This is a genomic window from Micromonospora sp. WMMD723 (assembly GCF_049863385.1).
GTDB lineage: Bacteria > Actinomycetota > Actinomycetes > Mycobacteriales > Micromonosporaceae > Micromonospora > Micromonospora wenchangensis.
Map to the genome: position 1 here is coordinate 4,795,822 of NZ_JBMKNR010000001.1, position 15,291 is coordinate 4,811,112.

At 70.3% G+C, this 15,291-nt stretch carries 12 protein-coding genes; 8 read left to right on the top strand and 4 right to left on the bottom strand.

Translation table 11 applies throughout. From position 1 onward, the window contains the following. Positions 1 to 151 precede the first annotated feature (151 nt). A complete protein-coding gene (locus tag ACN261_RS20980; RefSeq protein WP_425851713.1) occupies positions 152 to 1,138 on the bottom strand; it encodes an aldo/keto reductase in 987 nt (328 codons plus the stop codon). Between the two features lie 129 nt (positions 1,139 to 1,267). Between ACN261_RS20980 and ACN261_RS20985 the strand changes: the two genes are divergently transcribed. Beyond that, a complete protein-coding gene (locus ACN261_RS20985) occupies positions 1,268 to 2,116 on the top strand; it encodes a helix-turn-helix transcriptional regulator (protein ID WP_425851715.1) in 849 nt (282 codons plus the stop codon). Positions 2,117 to 2,368: 252 nt separating this feature from the next. Here the strand turns inward: ACN261_RS20985 and ACN261_RS20990 are convergent, their stop codons facing one another. The 3 genes from ACN261_RS20990 to ACN261_RS21000 form a co-directional block, all read right to left on the bottom strand. Beyond that, entirely contained in the window at positions 2,369 to 3,859 is a 1,491-nt protein-coding gene (locus ACN261_RS20990) for a CoA-acylating methylmalonate-semialdehyde dehydrogenase (protein WP_421481381.1), read from the bottom strand. Positions 3,860 to 3,991: 132 nt separating this feature from the next. After that, entirely contained in the window at positions 3,992 to 4,450 is a 459-nt protein-coding gene (locus tag ACN261_RS20995; protein WP_302742517.1) for a dimethylsulfonioproprionate lyase family protein, read from the bottom strand. After that, positions 4,447 to 5,250, bottom strand: coding sequence for a hypothetical protein (locus ACN261_RS21000; RefSeq protein ID WP_421481382.1), 804 nt, complete (start codon positions 5,248 to 5,250; stop codon positions 4,447 to 4,449). Before ACN261_RS21000 ends, ACN261_RS20995 begins: the two co-directional genes overlap by 4 nt. A gap of 367 nt (positions 5,251 to 5,617) precedes the next feature. Here ACN261_RS21000 and hydA point away from each other — a divergent pair, with 367 nt between their 5' ends. The 7 genes from hydA (at position 5,618) to ACN261_RS21035 (ending at position 15,291) form a co-directional block, all read left to right on the top strand. After that, positions 5,618 to 6,964, top strand: a complete 1,347-nt coding sequence (gene hydA / locus ACN261_RS21005; protein WP_425851717.1) for a dihydropyrimidinase — start codon at positions 5,618 to 5,620, stop codon at positions 6,962 to 6,964. A 129-nt stretch (positions 6,965 to 7,093) separates the two neighbouring features. Beyond that, entirely contained in the window at positions 7,094 to 8,707 is a 1,614-nt protein-coding gene (locus ACN261_RS21010) for an ABC transporter substrate-binding protein (RefSeq protein ID WP_421481384.1), read from the top strand. Positions 8,708 to 8,833: 126 nt separating this feature from the next. Then, on the top strand, positions 8,834 to 10,894 hold the full coding sequence (locus ACN261_RS21015; RefSeq protein WP_302742521.1) for a hydantoinase/oxoprolinase family protein: 2,061 nt from the start codon (positions 8,834 to 8,836) through the stop codon (positions 10,892 to 10,894). After that, on the top strand, positions 10,891 to 12,921 hold the full coding sequence (locus tag ACN261_RS21020; protein ID WP_302742522.1) for a hydantoinase B/oxoprolinase family protein: 2,031 nt from the start codon (positions 10,891 to 10,893) through the stop codon (positions 12,919 to 12,921). Before ACN261_RS21015 ends, ACN261_RS21020 begins: the two co-directional genes overlap by 4 nt. A 91-nt stretch (positions 12,922 to 13,012) precedes the next feature. Then, positions 13,013 to 13,312 (top strand): ethanolamine utilization microcompartment protein EutM, encoded by a 300-nt coding sequence (gene eutM / locus ACN261_RS21025; RefSeq protein WP_117230296.1) that lies wholly within the window; start codon positions 13,013 to 13,015, stop codon positions 13,310 to 13,312. 36 nt (positions 13,313 to 13,348) lie between these two features. After that, positions 13,349 to 14,134, top strand: a complete 786-nt coding sequence (locus ACN261_RS21030; RefSeq protein ID WP_302742524.1) for a hypothetical protein — start codon at positions 13,349 to 13,351, stop codon at positions 14,132 to 14,134. Then, positions 14,131 to 15,291 (top strand): class I SAM-dependent methyltransferase, encoded by a 1,161-nt coding sequence (locus ACN261_RS21035; protein WP_302742525.1) that lies wholly within the window; start codon positions 14,131 to 14,133, stop codon positions 15,289 to 15,291. The genes ACN261_RS21030 and ACN261_RS21035 overlap by 4 nt, the downstream gene beginning before the upstream one ends.

The following is a 15,291-nucleotide window of genomic DNA, read 5'->3' on the forward strand; positions in this document are numbered from 1 at the left end:
ATCGTATCTCAGGGCGTCGGGGCCGTCGACCGGCGACCCCGGCCGGTGCCTCGCCGCAGGGCGGTCACGTCGTGGCCGTCCGTCGCGCGCTGCCCGACCCGGGATCTCGTGGCCGGTCCGAACCGGCCGTTCACGGCGGCGTGCCGAGGCGCTAGTTGCCGACGCCGAGGCTCGCCATGAACGCCGCCGGGTAGCGGTCACCGCGCGCGGCGCCCTTCGGCACGGCCGCCTCGATCTCTTCGAGATCACCGGCCGACAGTTCCACGTCCAGCGCCGGCAACGCCTCGGCCAGCCGCTGCCGGGTACGCGCACCGACGAGCGGAACGATGGACGGGTCCTGCGCCGCCACCCACGCGACCGCCAACTGCGCCACCGTGCACCCCTTCGCGTCGGCGACCCGGCGCAACGCCTCCACCAGGGCGAGGTTGTGTGACACGTTCCCGGCGGAGAAGCGGGGAGCGTGGTTACGCGGATCGTCCGCCCGCCCCGGCACCCAGTTGCCGGAGAGCAGGCCACGGCCCAGCACCCCGTACGCGGTCAGCCCGATGCCCAGCTCCCGCAGCGTGGGCAGCACGTCGGCCTCGACCGCCCGCGACAGCAGCGAGTACTCGATCTGGAGATCGGCAACCGGGTGTACGGCGTGCGCCCGCCTGACGGTCTGCGCGTCGACCTCGGACAGCCCCACGTACCGCACGTAACCGGCGTCGATCATGTCCTTGATCGCGCCGACCGTGTCCTCGATCGGCACCGACCGGTCGAGCCGGGCCGGCCGGTAGATGTCCACGTGGTCGACGCCGAGCCGGGTCAGCGAGTAGTTCAGGAAGTTGCGCACCGAATCCGGGCGGGAGTCCTGACCGGCGAACCGCATGCCCGGCCCCACCTGCTGCCCGAACTTCACACTCAGCAGATAGCTGTCCCGGTCGCGTCCCCGCAACGCCTCCGACAACAGCAGCTCGTTGTGCCCCATGCCGTAGAAGTCGCCCGTGTCCACCAGCGTGACCCCCGCGTCCAGCGCGGCCCGTACGGTGGCGATGCTCTCCCCACGATCGGCCGGGCCGTACGTGCCCGACATGCTCATCGCCCCCAGCCCCACCGCGGAAACCGTGGGACCCGTGTCACCCAACCTGCGTGTCTGCATCGAAACTCTCCCTCGTCGGTCGATCCCGGCTCCACCCTGCGCCACTTCCCGGCCCGCCGGCAGCGGAGCGCTCATCGTGGGAGCGCCACTCCCTGGCTCGGTGCCAGCCCCGGCGGGCAGCATGGAGGCATGCAGCGTGAGCAGCTCGCCGACTTCCTGCGGCGTCGGCGCGAGGCCATCCGCCCCGCCGAGGTCGGCATCCCCGACGGCCCCCGCCGCCGCACCGCCGGCCTGCGCCGCGAGGAGGTCGCCATGCTCGCCGGCATGTCCGTCGACTACGTCGTCCGTCTCGAACAGGGCCGCAGCAGCCAGCCGTCCACCCAGCTGCTCGGTGCCCTGGCCCGCGCCCTGCGCCTGACCGACGACGAGCGCAACCACCTGTTCCACCTCGCCGGCCACCAGCCGCCGCCCGCCGAGGGCACCGCCCGCCTGGCCCGGGCCGGCCTGGTCCGGCTGCTCGACCTGGTGGGCGACACCCCCGCCATGGTCCTGTCCGACCTCGGCGAGGTCCTGGCGCAGAACCGCATGTCGGTCCTGCTCAGCGGAGACCACACCGGGCTGACCGGCGACCGCCGCTACGTCCCCTACCGCTACTTCACCGACCCGACCGTCCGCGACCTGCACGACCCGGGGGAGTGGCAGCGGCACGCCCGCCAGCAGGTCGCCGACCTGCGCGCGGTGGCCGGCCGGCGGGCCGGCGACCCGACCGTGACCGGCCTGATCGACCGGTTACGGACGGCCAGCGAGGACTTCCGGCGGCTGTGGGCCGAGCACGAGGTGGCGGTACGCCGGGCCGACCGCAAGACGTTCATCCACCCGCGCGTGGGCCGCATCACGATGGACTGCGAAACCCTGGTCACCCCCGACCTCGGCCAGCAACTGCTGGTGCTGACCCCGGCCGACGCCGAGGCCCGGGAGCGGCTTGAGCTGCTGCGCGTGCTGGGGGTCGAGGAGTTTCCGACCGGCGTGCCCCACTGACGGCGTCCGCGGTTACCCACACCACTGCCACCGGTGACCGAGCCCGACGACGACCGGCTCCCGCTGGCCACGCCCGTAGCGCCGGCACGAACGAGCCGCTCGCCGCCGTCGACGCCACCCGACTCCTGCCACCGCGCCACCGTGATCCCTCCGACCGCACGCTGGTGTCGCAGGCGACCCGCGAAGGATGACTCTGGCCTCCCGGTCAGGCGTCGATTGCGCTGTGCGATGTGGGTGTGAGGGGAAGGGATGTCAGGTGGCGGTGGGGAAGCGGAGGTCCGAGGGGGACGTCTCGGCCCGGGCCGGCCACCGACTGGTGACGACCTTGCCCCGGGTGTTGAACGCCACCCCCTCCGGGCCGTGGATGTGGGTGTCGCCGAAGAGCGACGCCTTCCATCCGCCGAAGGAGTGGTAGGCCATGGGGACCGGCAGCGGGACGTTCACACCGATCATGCCCACCGTGACGCCCCTGACGAACCGGCGGGCCGATGCCCCGTTTGCGGTGAACAGCGCGGTGCCGTTGCCGTACGGGTTGGAGTTGATGATCTCGATGGCCTCGTCCAGGGTGTCCGCCCGCAGCACGACCAGCACCGGGCCGAAGACCTCCTGTTGATATGCGGACATCCCGGGGGTGACCCGGTCCAGCAGGCACGGTCCGACGAAGTATCCGCCTTCGTGGCCGTCGACCCGCAGCCCCCGGCCGTCGACGACCAGGGTCGCCCCGGCCCGTTCCGCCTCGTCGACGGCGGTGATGACCCGCTCACGCGCCTCGCGGGTGACCAGCGGACCCATCTGGGAGGCGTCGTGGTCGCCGGGACCCACCACGATCGCGGCGACCTCCTTGTCGAGCAGCTCGATCAGCTCGTCACCGGCCGATCCGACCGCTACCACGGCGGAGATCGCCATGCACCGTTGCCCGGCCGAGCCGTACGCCGCCGAGGTGATCTGGCGTGCGGCGTCGGACAGGTCGGCGTCGGGCAGCACCACGGCGTGGTTCTTCGCCCCGCCCAGCGCCTGGACCCGCTTGCCGGAGGAGGCGGCGCGTTCGTGCACGTACCGTGCGATCGGGGTGGAGCCGACGAAGGACACGGCAGCGATGTCCGGGTGGTCGAGCAGCGCGTCCACGGCGGCCTTGCCGCCGTGCACCACGTTGAACACCCCGTCCGGCAGGCCGGCGTCGGCGTACAGCTGGGCGACGAGGTTCGACGCGGACGGGTCCCGCTCACTCGGCTTGAGCACGAACGTGTTGCCGCAGGCGATGGAGATCGGGTGCATCCACATCGGCACCATGACGGGGAAGTTGAACGGTGTGATTCCCGCGCACACCCCGAGCGGCGCCCGCAGGGAGTACGAGTCCACGCCGGTGGAGACCTGGTCGGAGTAGGCACCCTTGAGCAGTTCCGGGATGCCGCAGGCGTACTCGACCACCTCGCGACCCCGGATCACCTCGCCGCGCGCGTCCTCGACCGTCTTACCGTGCTCCGCGGTGATCAGCCGGGCCAGGTCGCTCTCGTGCCGTTCCACCAGGTCCCGCATCCGGAACAGCACCTTGGTCCGCCGGGACAGCGACATCTCGCCCCACGACCGGTGGGCCGTCACCGCCGCCGCGACGGCGCGGTCGACCTCGGAGCGGTCGCCGACGGCGACCTGTGCCTGGGGCTCGCCGGTCGCGGGTTGGTACACCGTCGTGTACTCGCTACCGGCGACGGACGCCCCGCCGATCCAGTGCTCGATGCTGCGCACCGCACTCTCCTTCGTTGCCTGGCGCTCTCAACGTCGCCTGATTCGTCCTGCTGTCTGGTGGGTGTCGTGGTCGGGTGAACCGTCAGCTGCCACCGGGGTGTACGTGGGCGGACCGCCGGCCGTGCGTGCTGCCTAGAGCCACCGGGTGCCGATGCCTCGTAGGTCGGGGGTGCTGAAGGAATACAGCAGTTCCATGCCGTGCGTGCCGCCGGTCCTGATCGCGTGGCTGACACCGGCGGGGATGTACATGGCGGTGCCCGGCCCCGCCTCGAACCGCTCGCCGGCGAGCGTGAACAGTGCCGTACCGGACAGGACGTAGTAGAACTCGGCCGAGGCGGCGTGCAGGTGCAGCGGGTGCGTCATGCCCGGCTCCATCCGGTAGACACCGGTGAGGAACTCGCATCGGGGGTCGCCTGTCCGGTGCCGGTCGACGAGGCGGTGCACCGACCCCTCATCCTCCGCGTTGTGGTTGAGGCTGGAGATCAACTCGTACTCCAGGTCGTCGCGGTGGATGACGAACCCCGGACGCGGCGCGCCCGCAGCGGCGTCGGTGGCCGCTGTCCGGCGGCCTCCGGCGGGCAGGGCCGTCACCGCTCGGCGTCCACGCTTGTCGCACCCAACGGGATCTGGGGACTGGTGAGCGGGCCGTGGTGCTTGGACAGGCAGATGGCCTCCCAGCCGGAGACCACGCCGTGGATGACTCCCGGCTCCCAGCAGAGGTACTCGCCGGCGTGGTAGACGTGCTCCGGGTCGGTGGCGCACCAGCCGTCGAGGAAGAAGATCTCCTCGGTGCTGTGGTGGAACTCCAGCGCGGTCTTGGCGAACCGGCGCGGCAGGACGAACAGGATGGTGTCCTTGCCGGTGTCCTCGACCTTGCGCAGCCGGATGCACTGGGTGGGCACCTCCAGGTCGCCGTGGCTGCTGGTGTCGGTGACGCCCGCGAACGCCTCCTGCACCGGCGACCAGTTCGCCGGGTCGAACACGTCGACGATCTCGCTCAGCGGTTTCGTCGGTGCGGGCGGCTCGCCCGTGCGGACCTCGAACCGGGAGTCGCTCCAGAAGATCAGGCTCGCGCCGCCCACCGACGAGATCGGACCGAGGCCGGTGCCGGACGGCAGGAACAGGTAGCGCCCGCGCCCGCACTGCCGGCCGGCGACGGTCAGGTCGCCGGCACGGACCAGGAGTTCGAGGTCGGCGGCGTTCCAGTGCTCCGGCATGCTCCAGCCGGGCGGCACGTCGACGACGAGGGTCTGCGCGCCGGTCTGCGGGTCGCCGTTGATGTGCCGGGTGAGGAGGCCGAAGGGCAGTCCGTCCTCCCGCCACACCCGTTGGGGCACCCCTTCGATGATGACTCGACGCTTGCCGGTGTGCGCCACGGTAGCCTCCTTCACGTTGGGGTCGGATTGTATGTAATTCTGTTGGCCGCGTCCAGGCTTGCCTGGCATATCATGAGGTAGATGCGGTTTTGTGCCGGGTCGGTGATCGTGCTGAGCAACCACAGGTGTCTTGTTGTATGCAACTGTGGTTTCGATGGCAAGCGTTGCCGCTGGCTCGCGTCGCAGTGGCCGTCGCAGTCGGACCAGTTCCGCCGGGCGGGCTGGACGGTGGCGCCGGTCCTGCGCGCTGCGGATGTTCTCCTTGTGCCTGGCTTGACGGTTTGTATACGATCCAGCATCCGAGTTGCCCTGCTAGCTGCGTTTCCTCATCTACTCAGATCGGGGAGAGATGCCGCGAAGGTTCGGTCTTGTTGGTGCGACGGTGGTCGTCGAGGACGGCGCTCGCATCACTGACGTGCTCATTGAGTCGGGGCGCATCGAGAGGGTCGGCGGGATTCCGCCATCGGTGGACGTCGAGACGTTCGATGCGCGGGGGAAGATCATCATTCCCGGCGGCGTCGATGTGCATACACATATGGATACGCCGTTCATGGGTGCCGTCACCTCGGACGACCACGCCTCGGCGAGTCGGGCCGCCGCGGTGGGTGGCACCACGACCTACGTCGACTACGCGTTCCAGCGGCCGGGGGAGCGTCTGCCCGAGGTGCTGGCCCGGTGGGCGGGCCGCGCCGGCGGACGCTCCGCCGTCGACTTCAGCTTCCACCTGGCGGTGACGTCGCCGTACCCGGATCTCGCGGCCGACATGGCGCTGGTGGTCGCCGACGGCGTGACCAGCTTCAAGGTGTTCATGGCGTACAAGGGCCTGGCCATGCTCGACGACGGGCAGCTCTTCACGGTCCTCACCGAGGCGAGCCGGCTGGGCGCGACGCTCTGCGTGCACGCCGAGAACGGTCACGTCATCGATGTCCTGGCCGAGCGGCTCATCCGGGCGGGAAAGACCGGACCGTTGGGTCACCTGCTGTCCCGGCCGCCCGAGACCGAGGTGGAGGCGGTTCGGCGTGCCATCATGCTCGCGAACATGGCGGACGCCCCGCTGTATTTCGTGCACCTGTCCACCGCAGGTGCGGTCACCGCCGTCGCCGAGGCCCAGTCGGCGGGGCGCCCGATCTCGGGTGAGACCTGTACGCACTACCTGCTGCTCGACGAGGGTCTGTACCACGGGCCCGGCTTCGAGGCGGCGAAGTACGTGGTCAGTCCGCCGCTGCGCGGTCGCGAACACCGTGAGGAACTCTGGCGCGGGCTGCGGGAGGGCACCCTCGCGGTGGTCAGCTCGGATCACTGCCCGTTCTGCATGGCCGGACAGAAGACCCTGGGTGTGCACGACTTCAGGCGGATCCCCAACGGTGCGCCCGGGATCGAGCACCGCGTGCCGCTGCTGTACGGGCACGGGGTGCGGTCCGGCCGGCTGAGCCTGGAGCGGTTCGTCGACGTGGTGTCGACCGGTCCGGCCCGCCGGTTCGGTCTGTACCCGACCAAGGGCGTGATCCGGCCGGGTGCGGACGCCGACCTCGTCGTGATCGATCCGCAGGCGGCCTCGGTGGTGCTCGCGCAGACGATGACGCAGGACTGCGACTACACGCCGTTCGAGCGGTGGCACGTGCCCGGACGGATCGACGCGGTCTACCTCCGGGGTGAACTCGTCGCCCGTCGCGGCCGGTTCGTCGGTCGTCAGGACGCCGGTCGGTTCGTGTCCCGTCGTGCGGCGTAGGTCGGTGGGATCTACCTGGGAAGAGTCTTGACACACACCAAGTTGTATACAAGCATCCCTCGTGTTATCCGCTTTACCAGGTTCGTTGCGGTGGACAAAGCAAGCTTGCACACAATTGGAGGTATCGGCATGGGGACGTGTTCCGTGCGGGTGCGGGCCGTGGCAGTGCTCGCCGTGGCGAGCCTTGCCTCCGCGGCCTGCGGCGGCAACGACGCGCAGAGGTCTGACGCCGGCAACGGCCGGACCCTGACCATCGCCGCACCCGGGGTCCTGTCGAGTCTCGACTCCGAGCGCTACCAGGGATTCATTTCGATCGACCTGCTACCGAACACCGCCGGAACGCTCGTGCGCTTCAAGAAGCCCGAGGCCGGCGCGACGACACTCCAGACACCTGACCAGATAGAACCCGAGCTCGCCGAGTCCTGGAAGCTGAGCGAGGACGGCAAGCAGATGTCCTTCACGCTCCGTGAGGCCAAGAGCCAGTTCGGCAACACCCTGACCGCCGAGGACGTGAAGTGGTCGGTCGACCGCATGGTCAAGAGCACCGGTGTGCCGATCGCCAAGATCCTGATGGGGGTCGGTGGCTGGGACATCGCCAACCCGATCACCGTCACCGACGACAAGACGTTCACGATCAACGTGGCCAAGCCGAACGCGGTGAGCGTCACGATCCTGAGCACGTTCTTCATGACGATCTACGACTCGGTGGAGGCCAAGAAGCACGCCACCGCCGACGACCCGTTCGCCTACAAATGGCTGGGGGAGAACACCGCCACCTTCGGCGCCTACCAGGTGCGGTCCTTCGACCCGGGCAAGGAGGTCCGGCTCACCGCCAACCAGAACTACTTCCGGGGTGTGCCCAAGGTCAAGGACGTGGTGGTGCGGGCGGTCGCCGACACGTCGAACCGGCTCCAGTTGGCCCAGAGCGGCCAGGTCGACGTCGCCACGGCGATGACCTTCGACCAGCTCTCGTCGTTGAAGAGCAACGGCGACGTACGACTCGAACGGGTGCTCTACCCGAACATCGACGTGCTGGTGCCGAACCTCAAGGCCAAGCCCTTCGACGACAAGCGGGTCCGCCAGGCCCTGTCGTACGCCATCGACCGCAAGGCGATCGTCGACTCCGCGTACCAGGGCTTCTCGGCGGCCTCGACCGACTTCATGCACGACGACTTCGGCGCGCCGGCGGCGGGTCAGCCCCTGACCACCGACGTCGACCGGGCCAAGCAGCTGTTGGCCGAGGCCGGCCTGCCCAACGGGTTCCCGATGGAACTGGCCTACAACGCGGCCAACGTCGGCGCGCACAGCGAGCAGGTGGCCGTGCTGCTGCGGTCGCAACTGGCCAGGGTCGGCATCGACGTGAAGCTGAACAACGTGGCGTCCGGTGCGGACTTCGACACCGCCAAACGCGAGGGCAAGCTGCAGACCTGGCTGGCCACCAGCACGCCGCTGATCCCCGACCCCGCCTACTACCTGCAGGTCTTCTACTCCACCGGTGGTCTGACCAACCTGCAGAACTACAGCTCACCGACGCTCGACGGTCTCTCCCGCAAGATCCTCGAAACCCAGCCGGGAGCCGAGCGGGAGGCGTTGGTCAAGCAGGTCAACGACTTCATGGTGGGCGACATGCCGGCCGTCCCACTGGTCGACGCCCAGAAGTACTACGTGTTCAAGAAGAGCGTGACCGGGTTCGTGAGCTACTCCCAGGGTCACGTCAACTACTACGACATCTCCATCGGCTAGCCCGGGCGGGTGTCCCCGCCACCGCGGTGACGGGGACACCCGCCCATCCGGGCGACCAGCCGGACGCCCACCGAGAAGCTGGAATATCCGACGAAACCGGCACTCGAGAAAGCAGGATGTTCACTGATGTACCGACTAGGCGTTGATGTCGGTGGCACGTTCACGGACGTTCTTCTGATCGAAGAGGCGACCGGGAGGACCCGCCGGACGAAGGTGCCCTCGACGCCCCAGGACCAGTCCGTCGGGGTGCTCGAAGGCGTGACCCGGGTGCTCGCGGACGCCGCGGCCCGTGCGGCGGACGTCCGCCAGTTCCTGCACGGAACGACAGTCGCCACCAACGCGGTGCTGGAACGGCGTGGGGCCCGGGTGGGCCTGGTGGTGACCGTCGGCTACCGACAGGTCCTGCACATCGCGAGATCCTTCGTGCCGGGCGGACTCGGCGGCTGGATCGTCTGGGACCGGCCGGCCGAACTGGTCGCGCTGGAGGACGTCCGCGAGGTCGGGGGCCGCCTGGACGCCCGGGGTGAGGAGATCGAACCGTTGGACGAAGCGGCCGTGCGCGATGCGGTCCGCCACCTCGTCGAGCGGGGGGTGGACGCCCTCGCCATCGGCTTCGTCAACTCCTACGCCAACCCCGCCCACGAACTGCGGGCGGCCGAGATCGCCCTGGCCGAGGCACCCGGCCTGCCGGTCTCCACCTCCGCCGGGGTCCTGCCCGAGCTGGGCGAGTACGAGCGGACGCTGACCACCGTGGCCAACGCCTACGTCCGCCCCGGTGTCGGCTCCTACCTGCGCAACCTGAGCGTCAAACTGACCGCCGAGGGGCTGGTCGGTGAGCGCCGGGTGCTCCGCTCCGACGGCGGTCTGATGACCTTCGAACGGGCCGAGGACATCCCGGTCAGCCTGCTGATGAGCGGTCCCGCCGGTGGGGTGGCGGCGGCGGTGGCCCTCGGGCCGGCGGCCGGCCACCCGGACCTGCTCACCCTGGACATGGGCGGCACCTCCACCGACGTCGCCCTGATCGAGAACGGCACCCCGGTCATCCGACGCGAGACGACGGTGGCCGACCTGGCCGTCCGGGCCCCGTCCATCGACGTGCAGACGGTCGGCGCCGGTGGCGGTTCGATCGCGCACGTGCCCGAGCTGACCGGCGCGCTGCGGGTCGGACCGGCCAGCGCCGGTGCCCTGCCCGGCCCGGCGACCTACGGTCGGGGCGGCGTGCTGCCCACGGTCACCGACGCGAACGTGGTGCTCGGCTACCTCCCGCACGCGTTGCTGGGCGGTGCGATGCCGCTCGACGTCGACAAGGCCCGCGCAGCGGTAGGCTCCGTCGCGTCCCGGCTCGGGGTGTCCGTGGAGGCCGCCGCCGCCGCGATCGTCGACATCGTCAACGAGAACATGCTCGGTGCGCTGAGGCTGGTCTCGGTGCAGCGCGGTTACGATCCGCGGCGCTTCGCGTTGTTCGGCTTCGGCGGTGCCGGCCCACTGCACGTCAACGCCCTGGCGAAGCTCCTCGGATCCTGGCCGGTGGTGATCCCCCAGTCGCCGGGGGTGCTCTGCGCCTACGGAGACGCCTCGACCGGGGTCCGGGCAGAGGCGAACAAGTCTCTGGTACGCCCGCTCGACGACCTTGACGAGGAGCACCTCGGGCGCGAGTTCGCCGAGCTGGCGGACCGGATCGGCGCGGAGTTCGACCGGGCCGAGGTGCCCGCGCAGGCCCGCACCATCCGGTACGAGGCGGACGTCCGGTACCACGGTCAGGGCTTCGAGGTCTCCGTCGACGTCGGCTCGTCCCGACGGGAGGCGCTGCTTCCCAAGCTGCGCCACGGCTTCGACGAGGCGCACCGGCGGCTGTTCGGCTTCGCCCTCGACGAGCAGCACGAGATCGTCAACATCCGGGCGGTGGGGGTCTCGGACGCCGAACGGATCAAGCCCGTCGAGATCGAGCAGGGCGACCGTGACGCGTCCCGGGCGGTGATCGGCCGGCAGCAGGTGTACGTCGACGGTGGTTGGCAGGAGGCGTCGCTCTACGACCGGACGGCGTTGCGGGCCGGCAACGAACTGCCCGGGCCGGCGATCGTCGTCGAGATGGATTCGACCAGCCTGGTCCTGCCGGGCTGCGTCGCGCGTGTCGACAGGCTGGGCAACCTGCTCATCCTGCCCGCCGAGGAGGGAGTGGCGCGATGAGCGCGGTCATCGTCGAGACCCCACGTCCGCAGGGTCCGGTCGGGGTCGAGACCGCGGTGCTCGACATCGTCGAGAATGCGCTGCGCAACGCCCGGTTCGAGATGGACGCCGTGGTCCTGCGGACCGCGATGTCGCCCGGCATCCGGGAGCAGCACGACGCCTTCCCGCTGATCGCCGACCGGCACGGTCGGATGGTCGCCGGTCAGTTCGGCTCGTTCATCGACGGCTTCCTGTCCGGATACGACGGCACCGTCGAGGAGGGCGACGTCTTCTTCACCTCCGACCCCTACGCCTGCGAGGGCGCCATCAGCCACGCCAACGACTGGCTGGTGCTGCTGCCGATCTACTTCGAGGGGTCGCTGGTCGGCTGGGCGGCGATGTTCGGCCACATGAGCGACGTCGGGGGCAAGGTGCCCGGCAGCCTCCCCACCGACGCGGTGTCGATCCACGAGGAGGGGGTGATCGTCCCGCCGGTGAAGCTGCTGCGGGGCGGCACGCTCGACCAGCAACTCCTCGACACGATCCTGAACCAGGTACGCCTGCCCAGCTGGAACCGGGCGGACCTGAACGCGGTGCTGGCCTCCTGCCGGACCGCCGAGACCCGGGTCCGCGAGCTGTGCGACAGGTTCGGCGCGGACACCTACCTGTCGACGCTCGACCTGCTGCTGGAGCGCAACCGGCAGGCGATGGCGAAGCTCTTCCGCCAGGTCGTCCCGGAGCAGCCGGTCACCTTCGAGGACTTCGTCGACGACGACGGGCGCGGTCAGGGGCCGTTCCGGATCCGCTGCACCCTGTGGCGTGACGGCGACCGGGTGGTGCTCGACTTCACCGGGACCAGCGAGCAGGCCGAGGGATCGATCAACTTCCTGCTCAACGAGAACGTCCTGCGGATGTTCTTCGGGGTCTACACGATCATGGCAGTCGACCCGATGATCCTGTTCAACGACGGGTTCTATCCCCTGGTCGACGTCCGGATCCCGGAGGGGAGCCTGCTCAAGCCCCGGCGGCCGGCGGCCATCTCGTGCCGTACCCACGCGCTGGGCCGGCTCTTCGACGTCCTGGCCGGACTGCTCGGGCAGTGTCAGCCGGAGTTCCTCGCCGCCGCCGGCTTCTCCTCCAGCCCGCACCTGATGTACTCCGGGCTGGACCGCTCCGGCACCTGGTTCCAGCTCTACCAGATCGGCTTCGGGGGCGTTCCCGCCCGGCCCGTGGGCGACGGCTTCGACGGACACTCGATGTGGCCCTCGTTCACCAACGTGCCGAACGAGTACCTGGAGGCGTACTACCCGCTGCGGATCGAAGCCTACGAGTCGGTTCCGGACTCCGGGGGTGCGGGCCTGCACCGGGGCGGCAACGGCATCCGGGTCGGCTACCGGTTCCTCGAACCGGGCGAGGTGTCGATCCACGACGACCGTTGGTTCACCAAGCCCTGGGGGGTGCTCGGCGGTGAACCGGGCGGACGGGGGACCAAGATCCTGGAGCGGCCTGACGACTCGCGGCAGGTCGTGCCGGCCAAGTGCGATCGGCTCGCCGTGCGCCCCGGTGACCTCCTGCACTTCGTGACCTGGGGTGGTGGCGGCTGGGGAGATCCGCTCGAACGGGACCCCGAACTGGTTCGACACGACGTCGAGCGGGGCCTGGTCACCGCCGAGGGCGCCCGACGGTACGGGGTGGTCCTCACCGGCGGCGCCGTCGACCTCGACGGCACCCGCGCGCTGCGGGCACGGTTGGCGGCCGGTCGGGGGGAACTGCCCCGCTTCAACCGGGGCGGCACGCTGGAGGAACTGGCCGCCAGCTGCCTGACCGAGACCGGGCTGGCGGCCCCGCGTGATCCGTCGCGGGGGCCACGGTCGCAGGAGCCGACCGCCGGCCCGCCTGCCGTGCCCACCCGTGTCCGACCGACCGCCGCGCAGGCGGGGCCGGGCGGCGGGCGACCCGCCGGGTCGACCGCCCGGCCGGAGCCGGCGGCGCACTCGCCGCTGGAGGTGTTCGTGCATCACATCGCCCGGCAGTTGACCGGGCGGTGATCCACCACCGCTTCGGGGCCGGTACGGCCCTGGGGACACGACGGGCACCCGCCCGTCGACGAACTCTCGAAGGAGAACTGTCATGGCTGACCTGCAGATGTCCGCGCTCGGCATGATCGAAACCCGTGGTCTGGTCGCGGCGATCGAGGCCGCCGACGCGATGGTCAAGGCTGCCACCGTGGTCCTGGTGGGTACCGAGTACGTCGGCGGTGGCCTGGTCACCGTGGTCGTCCGGGGTGACGTCGGTGCGGTGAAGGCCGCCACGGACGCCGGGGCGGCCAGCGCCTCCCGGCTCGGTGAGGTCGTCTCCGTGCACGTCATCCCGCGTCCGCACGGCGAGGTCGAGGCGATCCTGCCGACCGGGGCGACCCGGGGTGGAACGAAGGCCTGATCGGGGCCGCCGCGTGCTCACCGAAGGAGTTGACACATGAGTCGGGTATGGACTGCTGTCGATATAGAGGACGTCGCCCGATCGCAGGAGCCGCGCGAGATCCTGCTGGGCCCGCGTGACCTGATCTCGCCGCACGCGGCGGACATCGCCCGGGGCCTGGGCATCGACATCCGTCGCGTCGGGCAGGACGCGCCGACGACGCCGACCGAATCGGCCCGCGACGACGACAGGGCGGTGGCCGACCCGGGCGCGACGACGGGCGGATGCGACGACGCCGACGGCTGCTCGTGCGGCTGCGAGGGTGCGCAGGAGGCGGAGCGGACCATCCGTACCATCGCCGCCGCCGTCCAGTCGGCGAATCCGGATGCGGACGCGTCGACGGTCGCCAACGAGACCCTGCGGGCGCTCGGCGCGTTCGGTGGGCCCGGGGTGGGCAGCCCGGAGCAGGCGCAGCCGCTGCCCGGGCAGCGGCTGCCCAAGAAGGCCAAGGGGGCACGCCCCCAGTTCTTCGCGGAGCCGGGCATGGAGGCCGTCGTCTCGACGCTGGTGACCCTCTCGTCCGAGGTGTGGGTGCTCCGGGAGCGGGTCATGACGCTGGAACAGCTGCTCGCCGACCGGCGCGTGCTGGACCGTGGCGCGGTGGACGACTTCACCGTCTCCGCGCAGGACGCGCAGGTCCGTGACACCGAGGCGGCGGCCTTCGTCGCCCGCGTGCTGCGGGTCTTCTACGAATGGCGTGAGGAGATCGTGCGGGAGGAGACCCCGGAGTCGTACCGGGAGGTCATCCGACGGGCCTTCACGCAGGTGGGGGAGGAACAGTGAAGCAACAGCAGCGGCACGGCCTGTTGCCGCAGGAGAACCACGACGAACTCGCCCGGGAGAACTTCGTCCGGGCGTTGAAGTCGCACATCTCCACCGACGTGACGCCCGGGGTGCGGGAGCTGTACGTGCACCGCGTGGCACCCCGGTACCAGCGCGAGATGGGAGTTGCGCCCCGGGACCGGGAGACGGTGCGCCGGGCGATGGAACCGGAGCCGTACTACCAGCTCTGGAGCTCCGTCCGCCGGGCGAGCCAGGATCTGCTCTGGAACGTGGTGTCGGACAGCATCGCCCGCCAGCTCGACGACCTGAAGACGCGGGCGGATGCCGCAGGGCGCAAGCTCGGCTCGCTCGAACTCGACCCCGCCTTCACGCTGCCCTGGTACTTCTGGGGCATCGACATCCACGCCATGCCCGGTGGCTACCGGGGCGAGTACGCGCCGGACGACCTCACCGTCGGGGCCCTCTACGACCGGGGCGTCTACGTGTACGCCATGGGCCAGATGGGTGCGCTCAACGACGACTACGGCCAATCCGTGGTCAACAACTACCTCAAGAAGGAGCACCGGGACTTCCGTCCCCGCCGCATCCTGGAGGTCGGATGCGGGGTGGGCAACTCGACACTGCCGTACGTCGAGGCCTACCCGGACGCCGAGGTGCACGGCATCGACGTCGGCGCGGCCCTGCTCCGGTACGCCCACGGTCGTGCGGAGTCCCTCGGCAGGAAGGTGCACTTCTCGCAGCAGAACGCCGAGGCGACGACGTTCCCCTCGGGCCACTTCGACCTGGTCGTCTCACACATCCTGCTGCACGAGATGCCACCGGACGCGGTCCGCGCGGTCCTGAAGGAGTGTCACCGGCTGCTGGCCCCCGGCGGCATCATGATCCATGCCGACTTCCCGGGCTACGCGGGGCTGGACCCGCTGGTGCAGTTCCTCATCGACTGGGACACCTGGAACAACAACGAGCCCTTCTGGGGCCCGATGCGGGACATGGATCTCGTCCAGGCCGCCCGGGACGCGGGATTCACCGGCGACTGCTCGGAGCTGTCCTGCAAGCGCGAGTGCGTCGAGGAGGTCACCGCCCCGACCGGCCGGGTGTTGCAGAGCGGCGAGCGGCAACGCAGTGGCACCCTGGCGCTGCTGGTGGGCAGGCGCTGA